The following is a 24,008-nucleotide window of genomic DNA, read 5'->3' as shown; positions in this document are numbered from 1 at the left end:
CCCGCGGGTCCGCGGCCCGGACAGGGGTCGCGGGTCAGTCCTCGAACAGCATCGGGTCCGACGGCGCCACCCGGCTCGCGCGCAGCGTCGGGTCCGCGCACAGCGCTTCGACGAGCACCTCGCTCCCGCCCACGTAGGTCGCGGCGGCGTCGATCTCCGCCCCGACGAACCACGAGCGGTCCTCCGGCCACCACAGGTTGGGCGGCTGCTCGTGGTCGCGGAACGCGCCGGCGTCGGCGAGCGTCCCCGTCCACAGGTGGTACTCACGGTGCGGGAGCAGGAGCATCGGGGCGGCCGGGCGCTCGACGAGCGTCGGCGCGAGGTGCTCCCACGCCTCGGCGACCGCGCGCTCGATCTCCTCGGGGGTCGGCCGCGGCTCGTCCTCGGGCCACCCGACGAGCGGCGCGACGCCCGAGCTCGCGCGCGGGTCCGTGCCGTGGTCGTAGAGGAACGCGTGGCCCGTCCACAGGGCGAGGTGCACCGCCTGGTCGCCCGTGAAGGGTGCGAGCGCCGCGGCCAGGGCGTCGGTCCGCGTCGCGAGCGTGACGTCGTCGTCCCAGCCCGGGTGCGGGACGCACGCGTACGCCGCGTACCCGCGCGGGACCGTGCCGTCGACGCGCGGGCCGAACTCCCCGAGGCGCGGCGCGATCCACGCACCCGCGGAGGCGTCGTCGTCCCAGGTCACCCGGCCGGCCGTCGTCGTCACGCGCGCACCCTACGACGACGGGAGCGCGCCGCTGAGCCCGATCTCGTTGCCGTCGGGGTCCCGGAACACGGTCTTCACGACCCCGCCGTCGTACGTCTCCCGACGGTCCGGCTCGACCCCCCGGTCCGACGCCGCCGCGAGGAAGGCGTCGACGTCGTCGCGGAACACCGTGACCACGCCGTGGCCGGCGTGCTCGGGCGCCTGCTCGACGACGAGCCACCGGCGCTCGGCGAGCTCCCACACGGACTCGGTGGGCGTCGCGACGAACGCCGGCTCCGCCCCGAGCAGGCGGACGTACCAGTCGCGCGCGGGGTCGTGGTCGCGCACGTGCATCGTCACGAACAGGTCGAGGTCCATCTCTCGACGGTAGGACGGGGGCCGCGGGGCCGCACGGCGTCGCCGAACGGCGCGATACGCCGTCTCAGATTGACTGATACCCGGTATCGCTGCACTATGGGAGAGACCGCCGCCGACGCCGGGCCCGCACCCGGGAACCCCGCGCCGGAGCCGGTCGCGCACGACCGACCGCAGCCGCCCTCCCAGGGGAGCACCGATGCCCACCACCCCGATCATGCCCGGAGTCACCGAGCCCACCTACGACCTCGCGACCCCGCTCGACCTCGACTACGCCGGCGCGTTCGCCGACGCGACCGAGGAGGACCGCGCCCACCAGCAGCGCGTCCGGCAGTTCGTCCAGGACGAGGTGCTCCCGGTCATCGACGACTACTGGGAGCGCGCCGAGGTCCCCTTCGACCTCGTCAAGCGCATGGGCGAGCTCGACCTGCTGCGTGACGGCGTCGACGTCGAGGGCCGCCCGCGCGTGAGCCTGCTCGGCGCGGGCCTCGCCGCGATGGAGATGTCGCGCGGCGACGGCTCCGTCGCGACGATCTGCGGCGTCCAGGGGGGCCTCGCGCTGCGCAGCATCCAGATGCTCGGCTCCGACGAGCAGCGAGCGAAGTACGCCGAGCCCATGGCGCGCGGGGAGATCCTCGGCGCGTTCGCGCTCACCGAGCCCACCCACGGCTCGGACTCCGTCTCGCTCGAGACGACGGCGCGCAAGGAGACGCGCGACGGCGTCGAGGGCTACGTGCTCAACGGCGAGAAGAAGTGGATCGGCAACGGGTCGTCGGGACACATCACGGTCGTGTGGGCGCGGCTGGTCGGCAGCGAATCGGCGGACGGTGACAACCAGGTGCACGGGTTCGTCGTGCCGCAGGACACCCCGGGCTACACGGGCACGACCATCACCGGCAAGGTGTCGCTGCGCGCGATCTGGCAGGCGCACGTCGTGCTCGACGACGTGTTCGTCCCGGCCGAGAACGCGCTGCCCGGCGCGCGGTCGTTCAAGGACACCTCGCGCGTGCTCTTCGCGACGCGCCTCGGGGTGGCGTGGGCCGCCGTCGGGCACGCGGTGGCCTGCTACGAGGCCGCGGTCGCGTACGCGAAGCAGCGCGTCCAGTTCGGCCGCCCGCTCGCCGCGAACCAGATGGTGCAGGAGCGCCTCACCAAGATGCTCTCGACGATCACGCAGCTCCAGCTCCTCGTCGCGCAGATGACGCGGCTCGACGAGGCCGGGACGCTCACCGGGCCGCAGGCGTCGCTCGCCAAGTACACGTGCACGCGCGGCGCCCGCGAGGTCGCCGCGAGCGCGCGCGACCTGCTCGGCGGCAACGGGATCCTGCTCCAGAACCGCGTCGCGCGGCACTTCGCGGACGTCGAGGCCCTGCACACGTACGAGGGCACCGAGTCCGTCCAGGCGCTCATCGTCGGGCGCGACATCACGGGCGTCTCCGCGTTCGTCTGACGGTCCCGAGGGCGCACACCCTCCCCCTGCTCCCCGGCGCCGCTCGCCCCTCCTCGCGGCGCCGGGGCTTCCCCTTTCCGCCCCTGCCCTCCCGCCTTCTCCCCGGACGGAGCCCCATGAGCACCGACGCCACCCCCCTGCCCGACGCCGCCGCCGTCACCCGCGAGGACGAGGTCACCCCGGTCCTCCTGCACGGCGCGCGCACCCCGTTCGCGCGCTTCCGCGGGGGCCTGGCCTCGCTCTCGGCCGCCGAGCTCGGCGCGCACGCGATCCGCGGCGCGCTCGCGGCGTCGGGCGTCGCGCCCGAGCAGGTCGACACGGTGATCGTCGGGCAGGTCGTGCAGGCGGGCGCCAAGCAGGGCCCCGCACGCCAGGCCGCGATCCTCGCGGGCCTCGGCTGGGACGTGCCCACCGTGACGATCAACAAGCTCTGCCTCTCCGGGCTCACGGCGATCATCGACGCGGCCCGGCTGGTACGCACCGGCGAGGCGAGCGTCGTCGTCGCGGGCGGGCAGGAGTCCATGACGAACGCGCCGCACCTGGTGGTCGGGTCGCGCGCCGGGTTCGCGTTCGGCGACGTGACGATGGCGGACTCGCTCACGCACGACGGCCTCAACGACCCGTTCAGCGGCGAGGTCATGGGCGAGCTCACCGACCGCGGCTGCCCGACGCGCGGTATCGGCCGCCCCGAGCAGGACGCGTTCGCGCTGCGCTCGCACCAGCGCGCCGCCGCGGCGCGCGACGCCGGGCGGCTCGCCGAGGAGATCGCGCCCGTCGAGGTGCCGCAGCGGCGCGGCGAGCCGGTCGTCGTCGAGCACGACGAGGGCGTGCGCGCCGACACGACGCTCGAAGCGCTCGAGCGCCTGCGCCCCGCCTTCGTGAAGGACGGGACCATCACCGCCGGGTCGAGCTCGCCGCTGTCCGACGGCGCCGCGGCGGTCGTCGTCGCGAGCCGTGCCTTCGCGAAGCGCAACGGCCTGCAGTGGCTCGCCGAGATCGGTGCGGCGGGCCAGGTCGCGGGACCCGACAACTCGCTCCACTCCCAGCCTGCGCGGGCCATCGAGGCCGCCGTGAAGCGCGAGGGGATCGCCGCCGCGGACCTCGACCTCGTGGAGATCAACGAGGCGTTCGCCGCCGTCGCGCTGCAGTCGGTCGCGGACCTCGGCATCGACGCGGACGTCGTGAACACCGACGGCGGCGCCATCGCGCTCGGCCACCCCGTCGGCGCGTCGGGCGCCCGCCTGGCGCTGCACCTCGCGCTCGCGCTGAAGCGCCGTGGCGGCGGCGTCGGCGCGGCGGCGCTGTGCGGCGGCGGCGGGCAGGGCGACGCGCTGATCCTGCGCGCCTGACGCCCTCGTCGGGCGCAGCGCGACCCCGCCGCACGCGCTTGCCCGCGCGAACGATCCGACCCTGGTGCACGATGCTGCACCAGGGTTGGCGCGCTTCGGTCGCCGCGGTGTGACGCAGATCGCGCCGAGGTCGGCCGAAACCGCGTCATGGATCGCGTCGGGCGCGGTCTCTCTCCCTGGAACCGCCCCCGACGAGAGGACCGTCATGACCACCGTGACCGAGGCAGCCCGCCGCACCGCGAGCCGCGCGCGCCACTCGCACCTGTCCGCCGTCGCCGTCGCGCTCGTCGGCCTTGCCGCCGGGTTCGCCGCGGCGCCGTACCTGCTCGGCTGACGGTCAGGCCCGCCGGCGGGCACCGGAGCCCAGCGCGGTGTGGGGCGGCGGGCCGTGCAAGGATCGTCGTGGTGACGGTCTCGTCGTTGAGAAGAGGCTTCGGGTCCCTTGCCGGGGCTCAGACGTGAGCCCGCTGAGGCGCTGGACCGGCTGCAGCCGGTCCAGTGTCTCGACGTCGGCCGTCGCGAAGCTGCGCGGTCTCCCGCGCACGGACGTCACCCCATGAAAGCCCGGCAGTGCGGGCAGAGGCACACGGTCTCCCTCGCGGCGATGCCGGTGACCCGGCACAGGTGCTCGCACACGATGCTGACGTGGTGCGGGACCGCGGAACCCGGGATCGCACCCCACGCGATGATGTGCAGGACGCGGGCGCGCGCAGGCGCACCGCAGTCCGGGCACGTCACGCCGACCCACTTCTCGATGACACTCATGCGGAGTCCATCGCCTGACAGTACGCCCCCTCCCCCGCGCGGTACGCCCCGGGGGGTCGGGGCACTCCTCAGACGTCCGGCGTGGCGCCCGGCCGTGCCGAACCCGGTGCCCGCAGCGCGAGCCGTTCCTCGAGGCGGTCGAGCAGCGGGACCTGGCCCGCGACGACGAGCCCGCGGGCTCGAGCGAGCGGGAACCAGCCGGCCCGGTCGAGCTCGGGGAACTCCTGCATCCGCCCCGAGCGCGGCGGCCACTCGAGCGCGAACGTGTTGCTGGAGATCGCCGTGACGTCGAGGTCCGCCTCGCGCGCCCACGCTGCGACGAGCTTGCCGGCGCGCTGGCGCACGGTGCCGAGGTCCAGGTCAGGCGCCTCCGCCGCGGGGGCCGGGACGCCGAGCTCCTCCGCGAACTCGCGCAGCGCCGCGGCGTGGCCGTCCTCGCCCGGCTCCACCTCGCCCTTGGGGATCGTCCAGCCGCCCGCGTCCTTGCGCGCCCACAGCGGACCGCCCATGTGCCCGAGGAGCACCTCGACGACGTCGCCACGGAACCGGTAGAGCACGAGCCCTGCTGACTGCTTCACCCCTCCTTCCTACACAGCCGACGGCGGGACGGCCCGTCGGGGCCGGGTCGCCGCCCCGTCGGCGGGTGGGCCGCGAGCCCGGTCCGGGGCGCAGAACCGGTGCGCGCCCGCCCGGAGCGTGTGGGTGGCGCGGCGTAGCGTCGGCCGTCTCAGGACCAGAACGCAGGAGGGGACGACCATGACCACGCCGAGCGTCACGCACCTCAACCCGGCTGGGCTGCACCGCAACCCGGCGTTCTCCCAGGGCACGATCGTCGAGACCGGTCGCACGCTCTACGTCGGCGGCCAGAACGGCACCGACGCGGACGGCGCGATCGTCGAGGGCGGCATCGCGGCCCAGACGGCGCAGGCGCTGCGCAACGTCCTCGCCGTGCTGGCCGAGGCCGGCGCCGGGCCGGAGGACGTCGCGCGGCTCGCCGTCTACCTCGACCCCGAGGCCGACCTCATGGAGGGCTTCGCCGCCGTCGGCGAGGTCTGGGGCCCGCACCCGGCCGCGGTGACGGTCCTGCGGGTCGGGATCGGCCGGCCCGGCGCGCTCGTCGAGATCGAGGCGGTCGCAGCGCTGCGTCCATGACGTCCTGCGGCTGACCCCCGTCTCCACGGGCGTGGTTCCGCGCCCCCCGCTACTGTCCGGGGGTGCCCGCCGACCCTGCCCCACGCCGCTCGCTCGGGCGCGCCCTGGGTCGGGCCGCGGCGTACGGGGTCGCGGCGTCCGTCCCCGTCCTCGTGCTCGCGTGGCTCGTGCGCGCGGAGTCGGGGCTCGTCGTCGACGCCGACCGGGCTGCCGTCGCTGCGGCGACCCGGTTCACCGGCGAGCGGCCCGCGTTCGAACGCACGCTGCTCGTGGGCCAGGAGGTGCTCGCCGCGCGGTGGATGAACCTCGCCGCGATGGGCGTGTGCCTCTGGGCCTGGCGGCGCCGCGGCCTCGGGTCGCGCGCGGCCTGGGCGGCGGGGACCATCTGGGGCGCGTGGGCGCTCGGGCTCGGGGCCAAGGAGCTTGTCGACCGCGCCCGTCCCGTCGTCGAGGACGCGGTGACCGTCGTGCCCGGGTCCAGCTTCCCGTCCGGGCACGCGATGAACGCCGCCGCCGTCGGGGTGAGCCTCACGGTCCTGGTGTGGCCCCTGCTCGGGCGCCGCGGCCGCGTCGCCGTGGTGAGCGGCTCGACCGTGCTCGCGCTCGTCACCGCGGCCGACCGCGTGCTGCTCGGCGCGCACTACCCGTCCGACGTCGTCGGCGGGATCCTCTTCGGCGGCGCCGTCGCGGGGGCGTCCGCCGTCGGCTACCACGGGTGGACGTCCGCCCGGACCGTCCGCTCTTCCGGCTCCGCTCCCAGGAACGAGGTCTGATGCATCCCTTCGTGCACCGCTACGAGCTCGACACGACCCGACCCACCGCGAAGGAGGTGCTGCGCGACGTCGGGCTCCGGGCGTTCCTCCCCGGCGCGGTCCTGTGGGTGCTCATCGTCGCGACCGGGTTCCTCGTGACGGGTCCGCTAGGCGACCTGCCGGGCGAGGTCGGGGTGAACCGCTGGCTGGAGGAGCGGCGCACGCCCTTCTGGGACACCGTGACCGACCTGTTCTCCCTCATCGGGACCACCGAGTTCATCATCGGCGGGACGGTGCTCACGATCCTGCTCGTCTGGTGGCGCACCCGGCAGTGGTGGTTCGCCGTCGTGCCCGCGCTCGCCGTCGCGCTCCAGGCCCTGATCTTCCTCACGTCGTCGATCGTCGTGGGGCGCGAGCGTCCCGACGTCTCACGACTCGACGAAGCGCCGCCGACCTCGAGCTTCCCCTCCGGCCACACCGGCGCGTCCGCGGCCTTCTACCTGACCCTCGCGCTGCTCGCGCAGCGCATCACCCACCCCGTCCTGCGCGTCGTCGTCACCGTCCTGTGCTGCCTCGTGCCGCTCGCGGTGGGCCTCTCGCGCCTCTACCGCGGCGCCCACGGCCCGGCCGACGTCGTGGTGGGCCTGATCAACGGCATCGTCTGCTGCGTGCTCGCCTGGAACTACCTGCGCCGCGACGTCCGCGCGCAGCGCTGACAGAGGCGGACTCTGCGCGGAGAGAGCGCTGGTCTGCACATCCCTCCCACGACGACGGCGGGCCCGGTCCTGAGACCGGGCCCGCCGTCGTCGTGCGGGGGCCGTCCGGGCGATGCGCGCGCCCGGACGTCCCGTCAGGTCACTCGCAGAGACCGGCCGGGTCCCACGAGCCCCACGTCACGGACCCGGGCAGCTCACCCTTGGTCCACCACTGGGCCGTGTAGTTCACGCCCGCGCGGGACACGGTCTGGCCGCCGGTGTAGACGGCCTCGCGCGACCAGGCGGGAGCGCAGTCCGCGACCGCGACCTCGGGCGCCGTGCCGCACGGACCGATCTTCTTCCACGCGGACGACGAGCCCGGCTCCTGGTTGCGGGTCCACCACTGGGCCTTGTACTCCGACCCCTCGTGCGAGACAACCTCGCCACCGGTGTAGACGCCGGTGCCGTACCAGGGCACGGCGCACTCGTCGGCCACGCCCGGGCCGGGGGTCGCCGCGCGGAGCGTCGAGCCCAGCGCGTCACCCAGCTCGTTGCGGTAGTCGCCCGAGAGGTCCCACCACATCGCGCCACCGTAGCCCTGCGTCGCGACGAACTCGGCCTTGGCCGTGACCGACGCCGGGTCGTCGTAGCTCCACCACTGGTCGCCGTCGTACAGCCAGCTCGCGCCGATCTCCGGGTCGAAGAACTTCTTCCCGCCGAACGAGCGCAGCTCGGCGTACGTCTTGGTGCCGACGTACCCGGCGGCGGGCTGCCAGCCCTGCGTGCCGTCCTCGACGCCGTACCAGCCGTGCCCGTAGGCGGCGAGGCCGGCGTTGACCTGCGACGGGTCCGCCCCCGCGTTGACGTACATGCCGAGCGCGCCGTCGAGGCCGAGGCCCCAGTTCTGCGTGCCGTCCGGGTGCAGGTTGCCCTGGTGGCCCGTCTGGTTCGGCACCCAGCCGCCGTGGAAGTCGTAGCCCTGCACGTTGAGGAAGTCCACGACCGCGAACAGGCGCGGGTCGAGCCAGCCGCCCTGGCCGGCGTTCCAGCCGCCCGCCGGCGCGAACGCCGTCAGGAGGTAGTCCTCGCCGTTCGCCGCGCCGCGCGCGTCGAGCTCGGTGCGGAACTCCTCCATGAGGAGCAGGAAGTTCTCCTTGTCCTCGGGGCGGGCGTTCGCCGTCTCGCCACCGGTGACCGGCCACTCCCAGTCGATGTCGATGCCGTCGAAGATGCCGGCCGCGGCGCCCGGGCCGCCCTTGCCGTCGACGACCGGCAGGTTCCCGTCGATGTACAGGTCGAGGCACGAGTCGACGAGCGCCGTGCGGCCCTCGGCCGTGGACGCCGCCTCGGAGAAGTTGTCGGACCAGGTCCATCCGCCGAGCGAGATGAGGATCTTGGTGTCGGGGCTGACGGCCTTGAGCTTCTTGAGCTGGTTGAAGTTGCCCGCGAGCTTCTGGCCGGGCTTGTCGGCCTTGCCGTCGACGGAGTCCTTGGCCGCGACCTGCGCGACGAAGTCGTTGAGCGGGTCGCCCTCGCCCGGGACGTCGGCGATGTCGCACACGAGGTCGGTCGTGACGTTCCCGAACGCGTAGTTGATGTGCGTGAGGTCCTCGATCGCGCCGGTGCGGAGGAGGTCGACCACGTGGAAGTCGCGAGTCACGCGCGAGTCGGCCATGACGTAGCCGACGCTGCGGAACCCGTTGATGTCCGACGGTCCGGCGACGGACGCCGCCGGCTTGGCCGTGGGCTGCGGCGCCGCCACGGCGGGCGACGCGAAGGTCGCCGCGGTCAGGGCGAGCGCCCCGGCGACGGCGGTGGCGGCGACCACGCGCGAGCGGGCGGTCGGTGCGGGCGAGGTCTTGGCGAGCGAGCGGCCCGAGGAGGCCGCGCTGGGTGTCGATCGATCGTTCATGAAGGCCTCGTTGCTCTTCGGCCCGGGCTGGGATCCCGGGATTTGTTCGGTCTCCTGCAACGTACCTGGACGGAGGTGTTTACGCCAGGGTCCGAACGAAATTCGCCCGCACGGAGATTTCTGCGTTGTACGGCCGACTCGGGGCCGGTGGACACCCGTCCAGGAGTCGGCGGCCCTCTGCCTGGCCAACGGCCGAACACACGCTCCCGCGTCACCGTCCGCCGAGACGTCCTAGCCTGGAAGCGGCCCGTACTTCTCATGCGACGCGCGCGACGAGGGAGTGACTGCGGTGCGGCAGGAGCGGAGCGACATCCAGACCGGCGAGACGAGAACCGGGACGGGCGGGATCCAGGCAGGCACGACGGCGAAGGTCGCGGTGGTCGGGGCTGGCTCGGTCGGGGCGACCCTGGCCTACGCCGTCCTGATCCGCGGGGCGGCGCGGGAGGTGGCCCTGTACGACGTCGACACGGCCAAGGTCCGCGCACAGGCCCTCGACCTCGCGCACGGCATCCAGTTCATGCCCATGGCGCGCGTGGAGGGCTCCGACGACGTCGCGGTGTGCGCGGGTGCGGACGTCGTCGTCGTCACGGCGGGCGCCAAGCAGCAGCCCGGCCAGACGCGCATGGACCTCGCGGCCAAGACCGTCGGCCTGGCGCGCACGCTCATGCCCCAGCTCGTCGAGGTCGCGCCACACGCCGTCTTCCTCATGGTCACCAACCCGGTGGACGTCGTCACCTACGCCGCCCTGAAGTACTCCGACCTGCCGCGCACGCAGGTGCTCGGCTCCGGCGCGGTGCTCGACTCGTCGCGGTTCCGGTATCTCATCGCCGACCACGTCGGCGTGGCCGTGCAGAACGTGCACGCCTACGTCGCCGGCGAGCACGGCGACACCGCCGTGCCGCTGTGGTCGTCCGCGACCATCGGCGGCGTGCCGCTCCTCGAGCTCGACCCGTTCGACGGGCGGGAGCCGCTGACCCAGGAGGTCCGCGACGCCATCACGCACGACGTCGTCCACTCCGCCTACGACATCATCGCGGGCAAGGGCGCGACCGCCTACGCGATCGGCCTCGCCGCCTCCCGGATCGTCGAGGCGATCACCAACGACGAGCACCGCATCATGCCCGTCTCCTCGCTCGTGAACGGTTACCGCGGAATCGACGACGTGTGCCTCTCCGTCCCGACCATGGTCAGCCACGACGGCGCCGGGACCCTGCTGCCGACACCCCTGTCCGACGCGGAGCTCACCGCGCTGCACCGGTCCGCCGACGCACTGCGCGCCGCGGCAGCCGAGGTCGGGCTCTGAGGGGAACGTGCGGCTAGCGGTGCCGCCCCAGGAAGCGCCGACGGCGACGTCGACGCTCGACGGGTGCGCTCGCGCGCGACCTCGCCTCCGCCTCCGCGGCGCGTGCCGCCCGGCGGCGTGCCCATGCGGCGACCGTCTCGTCGACGTCCCGCGGCATGGTGACCAGGGGCGGGCCCGCGGGCGGCTGGTAGCGGCCGCGCAGCACGCGCCGGTTGAACTCCTCGACCTCGTGCCGCACGTCTTCCTCGACCCAGATCTCGTCGAGGCGCTCGTCGAGCGCGGCGTCTTCTCTGCGCAGCTCGATGGACGGCGGCAGGATCACGAGCCGCTCGCGCTTGACGAGGTTCTTCAGCCACCAGTCGGGGTCGTAGCGGTCCGGCATGGGGAGCGGCTTGCCGCTGCCGGGAAGGTCGTCGAACTCGCCGCGTTCGATCGCTCTGCGGATGTGCATGTCGGCCAGCAGGGCGATCGCCACCTCGTCGTCGATGGCGACCGCGGAGGAGTTGAAGAACGCCGGGGGTGGGTGGGGGTCGGTCATCGCTCCTCCGTTCCGTCGTTGACCATACGGCTGTATTGTGTCACGGGTATCGTCAACGAGGGAGGGCCTGAGTGCCAAGACTGGTGGACCACCAGGAGCGTCGCGCGGCGATCGCGCGTGCGCTGTGGCGCGTCGTCGACCAGCAGGGCTGGACGAAGGCCACCATGCGGACGGTCGCGAGCGAGGCGGGGGTCTCGGTCGGGCACGTGCAGCACTACTTCGCCTCACGCACCGAGCTGTTGACCTTCGCGATGGAATTCGCAGCCGAGCAGACCGCCGACCGGGTCGCACGGGGGCTGGCCGCGCTCGAGCAGCCTCCGCACCCGCGGGACGTGCTCCGGCTGGTCGTCGTCGAGATGCTTCCCCTGGGTCCCGACGCGCGGGCGTCGAGCCGCATGAGCGCCGCCTATGTCCTCGAGGCGCTGCACGACCCGGCGCTGCACGAGCAGGCGAGCCTCGGGCTACGTGACGGCCGCGCCCTGGTCGCGCAGCTTGTCCGAGCGGCGATCGCCCAGGGCCAGATCGCACCGGACCGCGACCCGGACATCGAGACGGATCTCCTTCTGGCGCTGACCGGGTTCACTCCGTTGCTCGAGCTCGAGGTGATCCAGCCGCAGGCCGCGCTGGCAGCGATCGACCAGCACCTCCACCACCTCTTCGCCGGAGGAGCCTGATCACCGTCCCGCGGTGCCTCAGGAAGTCGCGTCCAGCCCGAGTCGGACCGCGCGCTCAAGCAGATCGCCTGGACACTTCCTCGCTGCAGCGATGGCTCTCATCCAACCTGCGGATGGAGAGCCTGCATGGAAGCAGAGGCGGATCACATGATGCGGCGACACGGCTGGCGTCCCCGGAGCAGAACCTGCCCGGTGTTCGGCGTCGGTTCAGGGGCGAATGAGGATCCTCGCTAGGCACCCTCCCCGAGACGGCGCCTCGCACGACGGCGAATCGGTACCATCACCTCACCTCTACCAAGGAGCCCGCCATGACTCGTCGAGCGCGATGGCTCGTCGCGGCTGCCTCAGCCCTCTCTGCGCTGCTCGCCCTGGCGCTGACCGGCGGCGGACTCGACGGTGATCTTGCTGGGCTCGCTTGGTACTACGGCTTGATGTTCCCCTGGGCCTCGCTGGGGACGACGCTGGTGATGCTCGCCCTCATCGACCTTCCTGCGACGCACCCGCTCCTCCCCGCTCTCGAGCTCGTCGTCGTCCTCCTTGCTGGGGCGACGCAAGGGGCCGTTGTGGCTGGAGTTGCTCTGCTCGGGCGCGCATGGTGCGCCCGGCGACGTTCGCTTCGCGCGGTTCGGGCTGGCAGCGACGCACACGTCGCGCTGATGCGGGTACGACCGTCGGGCATTACCTGAAGCGCACCTACGTTGGAGCTGCGGGTCGTCGTCGACCAACTGATCTCGGCGGCGGGAGCGACGATCCGGGCGTAAGACAGGTGAGTCTCTGCTGATCTCGAATGACGAAGGGCCCCACGGCCGCGGATTCGCGCGGGTGGGGCCCTCCAGGTGGCGGTAGCGGTGGGGTTGAGCCGCAGAGGTTGGACTGTGTTCGCCCGGCTGGACGATCTTGCCTCTGACCTCGTCGAACGCTTCGCTGCTGCGCGCAACGTGTTGTTCGTCCTTGCGCTCGATTGGTCAGCAAAGAGGAGGGTAGAGGGTGACCTCGCGAGCGAACGGCGCAGCCTCGCCCTAGCGCGCGCTCGGGTAATCGCGCGTTCTTTCGACAGCTCGCGCCAGGAGCTCGGCCGGCAACGCGGCGCCTCCGTCGCCCGGCGCAGCCTCGAGTTCTTCAGCGAGCCGCTGGAAGAACGCCTCTGCGGTGAACGCGTTCCACCTCTCCGGATGGTCGTAGGAGGAGTCGCGGAGGTCCCAGAGCGCATCGACGACCTGGTCTTTCGTCTGCGCGGCACCAAGTCGCCGCAGTCCGATCTCCGGCTGGTCCACGGGCTGACCGTACGCCAGGTGGGGACACTCGGAGGCGCCGAACCGATAGCGGAGCACAAGAGGCCGGCGGAGGCCCGGGTCAAGGGTGGCCGCAGGCCATCGCGTAGCGACGCCGCAGGCGCCCTTGACGCGGGTTAGAGTCGGCCGGATGCTCGGCGATCGGTCCGGAGCCGGACGGTACGGGGTCGGCTCGGCGGTCACCGCGGCTCTAGGATGCCGCCATGCACATCTCCACGAAGGGATATGCCGCGTAGGCGTCCCTCCCAGTTGCGCGCAGAGGCGCAGCTGCACAAGCGGCCGGCTACACCACTTCGACGGCCGAAGGTCGGCGGCGCGAACCTGTCAGGGTCGGCCCGCGCCGCCGTGCTCCAGTACGAGCGTCAGGCGGACCTGCCGCGTGGAATGCTGCTCGTGGCGCTACAGGTCTGGTCGGTCGCGCCGGCCGTAGAGGAGCCGCCCATGACGAGTTGCGGCATCTGGGAGTGCTGCGGCTACCACAGGCCCGTCGCCGAGACGCGCGACATCATCGAGAAGCTCATCCGCTGTACGCCGTCGGGCGCTGCCGACGAGTTGCGCGCGCGGGTGCGCGATGCGGATGCGCGGATGGTCGGGGGTGTCGACGGGTTCTGGTGGCGCGAGCAGCGGTACTGGCGGTGACCGTGTGGCCAACGGTCACGTTGACGGCGGTCTCGGAATGGTCCGAGGCCGCCTTCGCTATGTGGGCGGCCCGACAGGTGGGGTGCGCAGAGGCGCGAAGCGCCGGAGCGCGGGGCCCCGGCCGGGAGGCCGTCCGCGCAGCAGAGCCGCGTTCGGCCTGCTGCGGGTCCGGGAGGTCACTCCCGTCGCGGTGGATCGGGTGCTCATCGGCGCTGAGCACGGGCGCAGAAGTTCGACACCGAGCGGCAGGCCCGCAACGTCATGTCCCAGGTCATGATGCTGTGCGTCCGCTACGGAGCCGCGCCGTTCAACCCGGTCCGCGATGCGGTGACCGTCCGCAAGCCGCGCCGCGCCGAGGTCCGCACGCTCGGGCTGGAGGACATCGCGCTGCTGCGCAAGGCCGTGCGCGAGTGGGAGGACCGCCCCGCCCTCGCGCGCGGTCGCCGCAACGTCACGCTCCTGCCGCAGATCGTCGACACGATGCTCGGCACCGGCCTGCGGATCGGTGAGTGCCTGGCGCTGCGAGAGGCGGACGTCGACCTCGACGCCGAGGTCCCCGACGCTCACCGTGACCGGGACCGTCGGCCGGGTCGAGGACCGGCTCGTGCGGCAGCCCAAGCCGAAGTCCGACTCGTCGCGGCGCACGATCACGCTCCCGCGTTCGTCGTCACCGCGATCCGCGAGGCCCTGGACCTCGGGCTGGACGGCGGGCCGGACGCCCTGGTGTTCCCGTCCACGCGGGCGACGCCGCGCTCCCCCAGCCGGGTGCGTGACCAGCTCCGCGACGCGCAGGCCTCCATCGGCACCACGGTCACCCCGCACGACTTCCGCCGGACCGTGGCGACACAGGTCGCGAACTCGACGACGATCGGCAACGCGACGGCGCTGCTCGGTCACGCCGACGAGGGCACGACCGTCCGGCACTACGTGAAGCGCACCCACGTGGCGCCGGACCTGCGGGTCGTCATCGACCAGCTGATCTCGGCGGCGGGGTCGACGACCACCGAGCGCCAACAGGTGAGTTTCCGGTGACCTCTACATGACGAAGGGCCCCACAGCCGCAAGATTCTGCGGGTGGGGCCCTTCCGGTGGCGGTAGCGGTGGGATTTGAACCCACGGTGGACTTTCACCCACACACGCTTTCGAGGCGTGCTCCTTAGGCCGCTCGGACACGCTACCTTCGCCGGGAAACCCGGCCCAGGAAGGATACCTGGTCAGACCCCCGGACACCGAATCGGCCGGTCAGACCGGCCGGTCCGACGCCCGGAGGCCCGTCGTCACGACCCGCCGAGCGCGTCCGCGAACAGCGGCGTGACGTTGTCGATCGCGTAGATCACGGCCGTGGGCGTGCCGAGCGAGAAGGCGTTGGAGAGGTCCTTGTCGTCGAACACGACGTAGCGGCCGTCGGCGACGGACGGCACGGTCTGGAAGATCGGGAGGGCCTCGACGTCGGCGGCGGTGAAGCCGATGGGCTGGATCACCGTGAGGTCAGCGTCGAGCAGGTCGACGTTCTCGGTGCCGAGGTTGGCGGAGAACTCCTCGCCGGCGGCCTCGTCGATCTCGGGCTTGGTCTCGAACCCGAGGCCTTGCATGAACTCGCCGCGGCTGGACGTCGAGACGTAGGCGCCGAAGCCCTCGGCCCAGTACGACCCGATGACGGCGGTCTTGCCCGCGAACTCGGGGTGCTCGTCGCGCGCGGCGGCGAACGCGTCGTCGACCTCGGCGAGCAGCTCGTCGCCCGCCTCGCTGCGCCCGAGGGCCGCGGCGATCATGCCGACCTGGTCCTCCATGGGCGTCAGGTAGGCCTCCCCACCCTCGGGGATGGCGACGGTCGGGGCGATCTCGGAAAGCCGCTCGTACCGCTCGGGGTCGCCGGACGACTTCACGTCGAGGATGACGTCGGGGTCGAGCACGGCGATCTGCTCGTACGAAGGCTCGAGCGTGCCGATGATCGCGGGCGACTCGTCGTACGCGCCGTCGAGCCAGGGGCCGACGCCGTCGCCGCCGAACGCGAGCCAGTCGCTCGCCCCGACGGGCTGGACGCCGAGCGCGAGCGCCGTCTCGGCGTCGCCCCAGCCGAGGGCGACGACGCGCTCCGGCTCCTCCGCGATCTCGACGTCGCCGAACGCGGTGGGGATGGTGACGGGGAACGCCTCGGCGCTCTCGGCGTCCGACGGCGACGGGTCGCCCTGGTCGGCGTCGCCGTCCGAGTCGGTGCCAGAGCAGGCGGCGGTGAGTGCGAGCGTCGCGACGGCGACCGCGCCCACGAGGGTGCGGCGGGTGCGGACGGTGCGTGCGGTGCGGTGCATGGGACTCCTCAGTCCTCGAAGATCTGGCCGACGGGCTCGCGCTTTTCCGCCTGGAAGCGGTCCTCTGCGCGGCCGTAGGCCCAGTAGCCGGAGAGCGACAGGTCGGCGCGGGGGACGCCGCGCTCGGCGAACACCCGGCGCAGGGCCTTCATGGCCTCGCGCTCGCCGTGCGCGAAGACGTGCACGCGGCCCTCGCGCCACGCGAGGTCGGCGACGGCGTCGGGCAGGAGCGTCGTCGTCCCGGCGGGCGCGTCGCCGCGCAGCACCCAGGTGACATCGACGCCGGCAGGCGCCTCGAGCGGGAGGCGGTCCGCCTCGGTGCCGACCTCCAGCACGGCGTGCCCGACGGCGTCGCGCGGCATGGCCTCGAGCGCGGCGGCGATCGCGGGGAGCGCGGAGTCGTCGCCCGCGAGCAGGTGCCAGTCGGCGGCCAGGTCGGGCGCGTACCCGCCGCCGGGGCCGGAGAAGACGATGCGGTCGCCGGGCTTCGCGCGCGCGGCCCACGGACCGGCCAGGCCCTCGTCGCCGTGCACGACGAAGTCGATCGCGAGCCGCTGCGCCGCTTCGTCGACCCACCGCACGGTGTACGTGCGGGTGACCGGCAGGTCCTCGGGCGTGAGCGTCTCGCGCAGCGCCGCGAGGTCGTAGGGCGGCTCGAGCCCGAGCTCGGGCTTGGCGAAGATGATCTTGACGTACTTGTCGCTGTGCTCGTTCGTGGTGAACGCGGCGAACCCGTCGCCCCCGGCCACGACCCGCACGAGGTGCGGGGAGAGCCACGCGGTCTCGAGGACCTCGAGGACCGTCTGGGGGCGGGCGCGCCGCGGCGCGGGCGCGGTGGTGGTCGACATGACAACCTCTCGTCGGTGACTTAGGTGAGGCTAACATCACCGCGTGAGCGTGCGGCCGTGATCCCGGTCACGAGCCGCGAGCGCCGCCAGCGCCGCGGCGGACTGTGTGAAATCCGGGCCACGCCCGGCTGAACGCAGCTCATACACGCACCCTGTGCCCTCCACAGCGACCGCACAGACTCCCCCGGCGGAATGGGAACGTCCTCGACCACGGCGCCCAGCGCCCCGGCACCCGGAGGCCTCGTGTCCCAGCCCGTCCTGTACCTCGTCGACCTCGTCGCGGTCACCGTCCTCGCGTTCGGCCTCTACTTCCCCCGGCACCGCCGGCGCGACCTCGTGGTCGCGTACCTCGGCGTCAACGTGGGGGTGCTCGCGGTCGCGGCGACGCTCGCGACGAGCAGCGTCGGCGCCGGGCTGGGCCTTGGGCTCTTCGGCGTCCTGTCGATCATCCGGCTCCGCTCGACCGAGCTGTCGCAGACCGAGGTCGCGTACTACTTCGCGGCCCTCGCGCTCGGCCTCCTCGGCGGCCTCGGCGCGACGACCGGCTGGCTCTCCCTCGCCGGCATGGCGCTCGTCGTCGGCGTGATGGCCGTCGTCGACCACCCGCGGGTCCTGCGCCGGGCGCAGAGCCAGAGCGTCGTCGTCGACCGCGCCCTCGCAGACCGCGCCGAGCTCACCCGCTACCTGGAGGAGCTCCTCGGCGCCGAGGTGCGCGGCGTGAGCGTCCAGCGCCTCGACCTCGTCAACGACACCACCTGGGTGGACGTCCGCTACACCGAGCCCCGCGCCCGCCGTCGTGCGACGCCGAGGCCCGCCCCGGCCGCCACTCTCGGGCCCGCCTCAGCCGACGGCTCGGTGCCCGCCGCACCCCTCCCCGTGCCCGACGCCGCGCTCCCGGCCCCGCGCGAGGCCGCACCCTCCGCGCCCCTCACCCGGGCGACCGCACAAGCTGCCCTTCCCGAGCGGACCGGGGTGCGCGCATGAGCCCCCGGACCGTGACGGCCGACGACCGCGTCCGCGCCGTCCTCTACCCGCTCGACGGCATCGGCCTGGACGAGCTCGTGGACGCTGCCGCGCTCCTCACCCGGGTCGACCGCAAGTATGTCCTCCCGGTCGACGACGCCGTGGAGGTCCTCGACGCTCTCGCCCGGTCGACCCCCGCCCGCGTCCTCGAGATCGACGGCGCGCGCAGCTCGGCGTACGAGTCGGTGTACTTCGACACCCCCGACCTTGCGTCGTTCCGCCTCACGGCGACGCGCCGCCGTCGGCGGTTCAAGGTCCGCACGCGCACCTACCTGGACTCGGGCACGAGCTTTCTCGAGGTCAAGACCCGCGCCGCGCGCGGCACGACGCTCAAGCAGCGCGTCGCGCACGACGAGTGCCCGACGGCGCTCGGCGCGGGCCGTACGTTCGTCGGCCGGACCCTCGCGGCCGAGGGCATCGACGGCGTCCCGGAGCACGCGCTCGCCCCGGGCCTCGTGTCGCGGTACCGCCGCACGACGCTCCTGCTCCCCCGGGCCGACGGCGCCGCGCGCGCCACGGTCGACACCGGCCTCACGTGGCAGCTCGACCAGCCGGGCGCGCACGCGCCGCTCGCCTGGTCCGTCCCGCACCTGGTGGTCGTCGAGACGAAGGGCGGCTCGACGCCGTCGGACCTCGACCGCCTGCTGTGGCGGCACGGCCACCGGCCCGAGCGGATCTCCAAGTACGGCACCGGCCTGGCGCTCCTGCGCCCCGACCTGCCCGACGGCCCGTGGCGGCGCGTGATCCGCCGCCACCTCTCCCCCTCCCCCGGCGCCACCGCGCCCGCGGGGACCACGACCCCTCCCGCCCGCACTCCCGGGCACGACGACAGGAGCCTCTGATGCGCATCCGCCGACCCCTGACCACTCTCACCGCCGCCGCGGCGGCCGCCGTCCTCGCGAGCTGCTCCGTGCTGGGCAGCAGCGCGACCACCGACACCGCCTCGACCGACACGAACGCGACGACCACCGCGAGCGTCGTCTCCGACGCCGTCGCCGGGCTGACCCCGGACGAGGCCCGCGCGGACAACGCCGAGGTGACGGTGGACGACGCCGACCTCGCGTACGACGAGTCCTCCGCGGTGGCCGTCGCGCTCGACGGCGACACCGCGACGGCGGACGGCGACGGCGTGACCGTCGACGGCTCGACCGTCACGATCACGGCCCCCGGCACGTACGTGCTGAGCGGCACGCTCGACGGCCAGGTCGTCGTGGACACCGCGGAGGACGGGCTCGTCCAGCTCGTCCTCGACGGCGTGGACATCACCGCGACGACCAACGCCGCCGTGAACGTGCAGGAGGCGGAGAAGGTCGCCGTGGTCCTCGCCGACGGCTCCACCAACAGCCTCACCGACGCCGAGACGTACTCCGCCCAGGACGCCGACGGCGAGCCCGACGGGGCGCTGTTCTCGACCGCCGACCTCGTGATCGGCGGCGACGGCGAGCTCAGCGTCACGTCGCACGCGAACGACGGCATCGTCTCCAAGGACGGGCTCGTCGTCGCGGGCGGTGACCTCACCGTCGACGCGGGCGACGACGGGATCCGCGGCAAGGACTACCTCGTCATCACGGGCGGCACCCTCGACGTCACCGCCGCGAAGGACGGGCTCAAGTCGACCGAGGACGGCGACGAGACCCTCGGGTTCGTCGACGTGCGTGGCGGGTCGATCACCATCGCGTCGGGCGACGACGGCGCGCAGGCCGTCACCGACGTCATCGTCTCCGGCGGGACGCTGTCCGTGACCGCCGCGGGCGGCGCCGGCGAGACCGTCGCCGAGGATGCCTCGGCGAAGGGCCTCAAGGGCGACGTCGGTGTCGTGGTGGGCGACGACGCGTCGGTCACGGTCGACGCCGCCGACGACGCGCTGCACTCGAACGGCGCCGTGTCCGTCTCGGGCGGGACGGTCGAGCTGTCGTCCGGCGACGACGGCGTGCACGCCGACGGCGACGTCACCGTCTCGGGCGGCGACCTCACCGTCACGACGTCCGTCGAGGGCATCGAGGGCGCGGCCATCACCATCTCCGGCGGCGACCTCGACGTCACGGCGAGCGACGACGGCCTCAACGCGACCGTGGGGTCGACGACCGACGAGGCGGCGACCGGCACCGACGGCACGGCGAGCGATGACGGCTCGACGGGCGGCGACGCCGCGGCTGGCTCGGTGCCCGACGGGACCGCGCCCGGTGCGTCCGCGGACGGCACGATGCCCGAGCCTCCGGACGGCGCCGCGGCCGGCGGCACCCCGCCGGAGATGCCGGCCGACGGCCAGATGCCGGAGCCCCCGCAGGGCGGCGAGCTCCCTGACGGCACGGAGATGCCCCAGGGCGGCCCCGGCGGCGGCATGGGTGGCGGCATGGACACCGACGACGGCTCGACGCTGACGATCTCCGGCGGCACCCTCGCCGTCGACGCCGGCGGCGACGGCATCGACTCGAACGGCTCTCTCACCGTCACGGGCGGCGAGATCGTCGTCCAGGGACCGACGAACGACGGCAACGGCGCGCTGGACGTCAACGGCACGTTCGCGATCAGCGGCGGCTCGCTCCTCGCCGCGGGCAGCGCGGGGATGGTCGTCGTGCCGTCGACCGACTCGGAGCAGGGCTGGCTCGCGGCGGACGTGTCCGCGGGCACCGGCGACACCGTCACCGTCACGGCCGCCGACGGCACCGTCCTCACGGAGTACGCGGTCACCAAGGACACCGCGAACGTCGTCTTTTCCTCGGGCGACGTGACGACCGGCGAGACCTACACGGTGACCACCCCCGCGGGCACGGTGACCGCCGTCGCGGGCGAGTGGACCGGCGGCGGCATCGGCGGCCGCCCCGCTGGAGGCCGGGGCACTCAGGGCGGCACCACGACCGAGGACAGCACCACCGAGTCCTGACGCGTCCAGACCCGAACGCTCTGCCCGGCGACCACCACAGGCCGTCGGGCAGAGCCATCCCCGCCGAGAGAGAACCCTGGTCGCGCGCTCGACGCGGACAAGACACACCACGGGCGGTCACCCGGGTGAGGGCGGACCAGGGTGAGACGACGCCGGGAGGGGTGGGTGGTGGTGCCGCGTCGTGGCGGGCCTGGCGGGAGCCGCGAGGAACGAGCGGCGGATGGTAGACGCGGCACCACCACCCTCCCCGACCACCCAGGCCGACCACGCGCCGTCGAGCACAAGAACCACGGCTCTACCTCGCACAACCGCGGCTCTACCTCGCGCCGTCGTACCGTGGGAGACGTGCCCACCGACCCGACCGCGCCGTACCCGAGCGACTCCACCGAACCCTCGACCGCGTCCCCCGCGCACGTGGCCACGTCCTCCGCGGACCTGCCGCCGTCGACCGTCCCGACCCTGACCTCGCGGCTCGCGTGGCGTCCGAGCCAGCCGCCGCCGTCGGGCACGGAGCCGGAGCCGCCGCTGGGGACGGCGGAGGACGCCGTGCAGCTCCTGCGCGGGCTGCGGGTCACGGCGCTGACGGGCGCGGGTCTGTCTACGGACTCGGGCATCCCGGACTACCGCGGCCCGGACTCGCCGCCGCGCAACCCGATGACGTACCAGCAGTTCGTGCAGGACGAGGCGTTCCGCCGCCACTACTGGGCGCGCAACCACGTGGGCTGGCAGCACGTGCACCGCACGCAGCCGAACGCGGGCCACCGTGCGCTGGCGCGGCTGGAGGACGCGGGCGTGCTCGTGGGGCTGATCACGCAGAACGTGGACCTGCTGCACGAGGACGCGGGCAGCCGGAACGTCATCGACCTGCACGGCCGGTACGACCGCGTGATCTGCCTCCAGTGCGGGCGCGTCATCTCGCGCGAGCACCTCGCGGACCGGCTCACGGCGCTGAACCCGGGGTTCATCGAGAGCATCGGCGACGTCGCGGACGTCGAGATCGCCCCGGACGCGGACGCCGTGATCGAGCAGACGTCGCACTTCCGCCCGGCACCGTGCGAGTTCTGCGGCGGGGTGCTGAAGCCGGAGATCGTGTACTTCGGCGAGAACGTGCCGCGCGAGCGGGTCGACCGGGCGTACGCGATGGTCGACGAGGGCGACGCGCTGCTCGTGGCGGGCTCGTCGCTGACGGTGATGAGCGGGCTGCGGTTCGTGCGGCACGCGGCGAAGGCCGGCAAGCCGGTCGTCATCGTCAACCGCGGCTGGACGCGCGGCGACCCGCTCGCGACGCTCAAGGTCGACGCCGGCACCACCGAGACCCTGACGACGCTCGCCGCGGCCCTCCCCCGCTGACACCGAGCACGACACGAGCCCGCGTCGAGCACGACCTGGGAGTCGCTATCCGCTGGATAACGACCCTCATGTCGTGCTCGGCGGGGTGCGGGGGTGACCGTCAGCGCTGGGCGGCGAAGAAAGCGCGCAGGAGGTGGGCGCACTCGTCCTCGCGGACGCCGCCGACCACCTCGACGGCGTGGTTGGCGCGCTGGTCGCGCACGAGGTCCCACACCGAGCCGGTCGCGCCGGCCTTGGGGTCCCACGCGCCGAGCACGAGCCGCTCGACGCGCGCGAGGACGAGCGCCCCGGCGCACATGACGCACGGCTCGAGCGTGACGACGAGCGTGCAGCCCTCGAGCCGCCACTCCCCCAGCGTCGCGGCGGCCTGGCGCAGGGCGAGCACCTCGGCGTGCGCGGTCGGGTCGCCGGTCTCCTCGCGCCGGTTGCGCCCCACGCCCAGCAGGCGTCCGTCCGGCCCGACGACGAGCGCACCCACCGGCACGTCGTCGCTCGCGAGCGCGTGGGTCGCCTCGTGCAGCGCGAGGCCCATGAGCGCGTCCCAGACCTGGCGGCGTGCCGCGACCGTGTCCGGCGGGAACGTCCCGTCCGCCCACGGCAGGTCGAGCCCCCGCGGCTCCGGGGCGGCGCCGGCCGCCATCGCGCCCGGCGCAGCCCTCCCGGTGCCCGACGCGGGTCGCCCGGTGCCGGACGCAGGCCCCACGGTGCCCGACGCCGGCCCCCCGCCCGGGTGGGCGGGGTCGCCGGGGTGAGCGACGTCGTCGGGCACGGGACCTCCGAGGTGTCAGCGGCACGTCGCGCCATACCGCGACGAGGTGCTGACCGCTCGGTGGTGCGGGGAGCTGTCAGCGCCTCACCAGGCTATAGACCGGTGTGGCGCTGACAACTCGCGGACGGCGGCGGGTTACCGGGCGGTACGGGAGGGCCTGCGGTCGGATACCGTTGTCGCCATGCGCCTGCACGTCGCCGACCACCCGCTCGTGGCCCACAAGCTGACCGTCCTGCGGAACAAGGAGACGGCGTCCCCGACGTTCCGGCTCCTCGTCGACGAGCTGGTCACGCTGCTCGCCTACGAGGCCACGCGCGACGTGCGCGTCGAGCCGCACGAGATCGAGACGCCGGTGACGACGACGGTCGGTGTGCGCCTCGCGGAGCCCCGCCCGCTCGTCGTCCCCATCCTGCGCGCGGGCCTCGGGATGCTCGAGGGCATGACGCGCCTGCTGCCGACGGCGGAGGTCGGGTTCCTGGGGATGCAGCGCGACGAGGAGACGCTCGAGGCCGTCACGTACGCGAACCGCCTCCCCGACGACCTCACGGGTCGGCACGTGTTCCTCCTGGACCCGATGCTCGCCACGGGCGGCACGCTCGTCGCCGCGATCGACTACGTGTTCGCGCGCGGGGCGCGCGACGTCACGGCGGTCTGCCTGCTCGCGGCCCCCGAGGGCATCCAGGTGCTGGAGAACGCGGTCGGCGACCGCGTGGACGTCCAGCTCGTGGTCGCCGCGGTCGACGAGCGCCTCAACGAGAAGGCGTACATCGTCCCCGGCCTCGGTGACGCCGGGGACCGCCTCTACGGCGTCGTCTGACCCCTCCTCCCTGCGCGGACACGTTCGAGCGACCCCGGGCGCGCCGCCCGTCGTCCGAACCCGAGCCCGGAACGCGAGACTCCGGAAGTCCGCATGCTGAGAAGTTCCCGCGCTCCCCTTGGCGTACTGCGCGGTGCGCTGCCATGCTCGCTCCCGTGAGCACCTCGACCCGTCCCGCCAGCGCGCCGTCCGGCGCGCTCCCGGGCGCGGTCATGTGCGTCTGTTGTCAGGCCTGAACCCTCTCCCGCACCTCGGTTCAGCCCTCGACCCCTGCCGACCCGCCGGTTCCCCGGCGACGCCGTCGGCCCGACGCACCCGGAGCCACCCATGACGCTCACCGCTACCCGCCCCGCCCGCCGCACCTCGACGCGCGCCGCCGCACCCCGAGCCCTCGCACCGCAGCGCCCCGCTGCGCCTGCGGCTGCTC

The 24,008-nt window shown here is 73.6% G+C and carries 26 protein-coding genes and 1 tRNA gene; 16 read left to right on the top strand and 11 right to left on the bottom strand.

Annotated features, from left to right (window positions below; genetic code table 11):
- Window positions 1-34: 34 nt before the first annotated feature.
- Both A0J59_RS17300 and A0J59_RS17295 read right to left on the bottom strand, forming a co-directional pair.
- Window positions 35-706, bottom strand: coding sequence for a hypothetical protein (locus A0J59_RS17300; protein ID WP_064316942.1), 672 nt, complete (start codon window positions 704-706; stop codon window positions 35-37).
- Between the two features lie 9 nt (window positions 707-715).
- On the bottom strand, window positions 716-1,063 hold the full coding sequence (locus A0J59_RS17295; protein WP_064316941.1) for a VOC family protein: 348 nt from the start codon (window positions 1,061-1,063) through the stop codon (window positions 716-718).
- 196 nt (window positions 1,064-1,259) lie between these two features.
- Here A0J59_RS17295 and A0J59_RS17290 point away from each other — a divergent pair, with 196 nt between their 5' ends.
- The 3 genes from A0J59_RS17290 to A0J59_RS22455 all read left to right on the top strand — a co-directional run bounded on the left by A0J59_RS17290 (window position 1,260) and on the right by A0J59_RS22455 (window position 4,193).
- Window positions 1,260-2,510 carry an acyl-CoA dehydrogenase family protein gene (locus tag A0J59_RS17290; protein WP_064316940.1) on the top strand — a complete coding sequence of 417 codons (1,251 nt, stop codon included), beginning with the start codon at window positions 1,260-1,262 and terminating at the stop codon, window positions 2,508-2,510.
- A 116-nt stretch (window positions 2,511-2,626) separates the two neighbouring features.
- A complete protein-coding gene (locus A0J59_RS17285; protein WP_064316939.1) occupies window positions 2,627-3,859 on the top strand; it encodes an acetyl-CoA C-acyltransferase in 1,233 nt (410 codons plus the stop codon).
- Window positions 3,860-4,064: 205 nt separating this feature from the next.
- The gene (locus A0J59_RS22455; RefSeq protein ID WP_255318705.1) at window positions 4,065-4,193 is read left to right on the top strand and encodes a hypothetical protein; all 129 of its coding nucleotides are present in this window, start codon (window positions 4,065-4,067) and stop codon (window positions 4,191-4,193) included.
- Between the two features lie 215 nt (window positions 4,194-4,408).
- On the opposite strand, the gene A0J59_RS17280 is transcribed toward A0J59_RS22455, so the two are convergent.
- Complete coding sequence (locus A0J59_RS17280) at window positions 4,409-4,624, bottom strand: hypothetical protein (protein WP_047232320.1); 216 nt, start codon at window positions 4,622-4,624, stop codon at window positions 4,409-4,411.
- A 68-nt stretch (window positions 4,625-4,692) separates the two neighbouring features.
- Window positions 4,693-5,202, bottom strand: coding sequence for an NUDIX domain-containing protein (locus A0J59_RS17275; protein WP_064316938.1), 510 nt, complete (start codon window positions 5,200-5,202; stop codon window positions 4,693-4,695).
- Between the two features lie 178 nt (window positions 5,203-5,380).
- On the opposite strand from A0J59_RS17275, the gene A0J59_RS17270 reads away from it, so the two are divergent.
- The 3 genes from A0J59_RS17270 (at window position 5,381) to A0J59_RS17260 (ending at window position 7,244) form a co-directional block, all read left to right on the top strand.
- Window positions 5,381-5,776 (top strand): RidA family protein, encoded by a 396-nt coding sequence (locus A0J59_RS17270; RefSeq protein WP_047232322.1) that lies wholly within the window; start codon window positions 5,381-5,383, stop codon window positions 5,774-5,776.
- Between the two features lie 62 nt (window positions 5,777-5,838).
- Window positions 5,839-6,549 carry a phosphatase PAP2 family protein gene (locus A0J59_RS17265; protein ID WP_064316937.1) on the top strand — a complete coding sequence of 237 codons (711 nt, stop codon included), beginning with the start codon at window positions 5,839-5,841 and terminating at the stop codon, window positions 6,547-6,549.
- A complete protein-coding gene (locus A0J59_RS17260; protein WP_053371814.1) occupies window positions 6,549-7,244 on the top strand; it encodes a phosphatase PAP2 family protein in 696 nt (231 codons plus the stop codon). The genes A0J59_RS17265 and A0J59_RS17260 overlap by 1 nt, the downstream gene beginning before the upstream one ends.
- A 139-nt stretch (window positions 7,245-7,383) precedes the next feature.
- Here the strand turns inward: A0J59_RS17260 and A0J59_RS17255 are convergent, their stop codons facing one another.
- The gene (locus A0J59_RS17255; protein WP_064316936.1) at window positions 7,384-9,135 is read right to left on the bottom strand and encodes a glycosyl hydrolase family 18 protein; all 1,752 of its coding nucleotides are present in this window, start codon (window positions 9,133-9,135) and stop codon (window positions 7,384-7,386) included.
- Between the two features lie 310 nt (window positions 9,136-9,445).
- Here A0J59_RS17255 and A0J59_RS17250 point away from each other — a divergent pair, with 310 nt between their 5' ends.
- On the top strand, window positions 9,446-10,438 hold the full coding sequence (locus A0J59_RS17250) for an L-lactate dehydrogenase (protein ID WP_082919160.1): 993 nt from the start codon (window positions 9,446-9,448) through the stop codon (window positions 10,436-10,438).
- A gap of 13 nt (window positions 10,439-10,451) precedes the next feature.
- Here A0J59_RS17250 and A0J59_RS17245 read toward each other — a convergent pair whose 3' ends face one another.
- Complete coding sequence (locus A0J59_RS17245; RefSeq protein ID WP_064316935.1) at window positions 10,452-10,976, bottom strand: DUF1992 domain-containing protein; 525 nt, start codon at window positions 10,974-10,976, stop codon at window positions 10,452-10,454.
- 71 nt (window positions 10,977-11,047) lie between these two features.
- Here A0J59_RS17245 and A0J59_RS17240 point away from each other — a divergent pair, with 71 nt between their 5' ends.
- The gene (locus tag A0J59_RS17240; RefSeq protein ID WP_064316934.1) at window positions 11,048-11,650 is read left to right on the top strand and encodes a TetR/AcrR family transcriptional regulator; all 603 of its coding nucleotides are present in this window, start codon (window positions 11,048-11,050) and stop codon (window positions 11,648-11,650) included.
- 308 nt (window positions 11,651-11,958) lie between these two features.
- Window positions 11,959-12,336 (top strand): hypothetical protein, encoded by a 378-nt coding sequence (locus A0J59_RS17235; RefSeq protein ID WP_064316933.1) that lies wholly within the window; start codon window positions 11,959-11,961, stop codon window positions 12,334-12,336.
- A 333-nt stretch (window positions 12,337-12,669) separates the two neighbouring features.
- On the opposite strand, the gene A0J59_RS17230 is transcribed toward A0J59_RS17235, so the two are convergent.
- Window positions 12,670-12,924, bottom strand: a complete 255-nt coding sequence (locus A0J59_RS17230; RefSeq protein ID WP_156533135.1) for a hypothetical protein — start codon at window positions 12,922-12,924, stop codon at window positions 12,670-12,672.
- Window positions 12,925-13,287: 363 nt separating this feature from the next.
- Here A0J59_RS17230 and A0J59_RS17225 point away from each other — a divergent pair, with 363 nt between their 5' ends.
- Window positions 13,288-13,581 (top strand): hypothetical protein, encoded by a 294-nt coding sequence (locus A0J59_RS17225; protein ID WP_156533134.1) that lies wholly within the window; start codon window positions 13,288-13,290, stop codon window positions 13,579-13,581.
- Window positions 13,582-13,842: 261 nt separating this feature from the next.
- A complete protein-coding gene (locus A0J59_RS17220) occupies window positions 13,843-14,613 on the top strand; it encodes a site-specific integrase (protein ID WP_082919141.1) in 771 nt (256 codons plus the stop codon).
- Between the two features lie 57 nt (window positions 14,614-14,670).
- On the opposite strand, the gene A0J59_RS17215 is transcribed toward A0J59_RS17220, so the two are convergent.
- The 3 genes from A0J59_RS17215 to A0J59_RS17205 form a co-directional block, all read right to left on the bottom strand.
- Window positions 14,671-14,760, bottom strand: a tRNA-Ser gene (locus tag A0J59_RS17215).
- A 98-nt stretch (window positions 14,761-14,858) separates the two neighbouring features.
- Window positions 14,859-15,890, bottom strand: a complete 1,032-nt coding sequence (locus tag A0J59_RS17210) for an iron-siderophore ABC transporter substrate-binding protein (RefSeq protein ID WP_064316930.1) — start codon at window positions 15,888-15,890, stop codon at window positions 14,859-14,861.
- 8 nt (window positions 15,891-15,898) lie between these two features.
- Window positions 15,899-16,738, bottom strand: coding sequence for a siderophore-interacting protein (locus A0J59_RS17205; protein WP_064316929.1), 840 nt, complete (start codon window positions 16,736-16,738; stop codon window positions 15,899-15,901).
- Window positions 16,739-16,981: 243 nt separating this feature from the next.
- Here A0J59_RS17205 and A0J59_RS17200 point away from each other — a divergent pair, with 243 nt between their 5' ends.
- The 4 genes from A0J59_RS17200 (at window position 16,982) to A0J59_RS17185 (ending at window position 21,995) form a co-directional block, all read left to right on the top strand.
- Window positions 16,982-17,722, top strand: coding sequence for a DUF4956 domain-containing protein (locus A0J59_RS17200; protein ID WP_172820082.1), 741 nt, complete (start codon window positions 16,982-16,984; stop codon window positions 17,720-17,722).
- Window positions 17,719-18,603 carry a polyphosphate polymerase domain-containing protein gene (locus A0J59_RS17195; RefSeq protein ID WP_172820081.1) on the top strand — a complete coding sequence of 295 codons (885 nt, stop codon included), beginning with the start codon at window positions 17,719-17,721 and terminating at the stop codon, window positions 18,601-18,603. Before A0J59_RS17200 ends, A0J59_RS17195 begins: the two co-directional genes overlap by 4 nt.
- Window positions 18,603-20,645, top strand: coding sequence for a carbohydrate-binding domain-containing protein (locus A0J59_RS17190; protein WP_064316927.1), 2,043 nt, complete (start codon window positions 18,603-18,605; stop codon window positions 20,643-20,645). Before A0J59_RS17195 ends, A0J59_RS17190 begins: the two co-directional genes overlap by 1 nt.
- Before the next feature lie 525 nt (window positions 20,646-21,170).
- Entirely contained in the window at window positions 21,171-21,995 is an 825-nt protein-coding gene (locus A0J59_RS17185; protein ID WP_047232387.1) for an NAD-dependent protein deacetylase, read from the top strand.
- Between the two features lie 100 nt (window positions 21,996-22,095).
- Here A0J59_RS17185 and A0J59_RS17180 read toward each other — a convergent pair whose 3' ends face one another.
- Complete coding sequence (locus A0J59_RS17180; RefSeq protein WP_064316991.1) at window positions 22,096-22,527, bottom strand: nucleoside deaminase; 432 nt, start codon at window positions 22,525-22,527, stop codon at window positions 22,096-22,098.
- A gap of 418 nt (window positions 22,528-22,945) precedes the next feature.
- Between A0J59_RS17180 and upp the strand changes: the two genes are divergently transcribed.
- The gene (upp, locus tag A0J59_RS17175) at window positions 22,946-23,581 is read left to right on the top strand and encodes a uracil phosphoribosyltransferase (RefSeq protein WP_047232332.1); all 636 of its coding nucleotides are present in this window, start codon (window positions 22,946-22,948) and stop codon (window positions 23,579-23,581) included.
- Window positions 23,582-24,008 lie beyond the last annotated feature (427 nt).

It is taken from the genome of Cellulosimicrobium sp. I38E (genome assembly GCF_001647255.1).
Lineage (GTDB): Bacteria > Actinomycetota > Actinomycetes > Actinomycetales > Cellulomonadaceae > Cellulosimicrobium > Cellulosimicrobium cellulans_E.
Note: the sequence above shows the minus strand (reverse complement) of the source record. Positions and strands in the feature narration are given on the sequence as shown.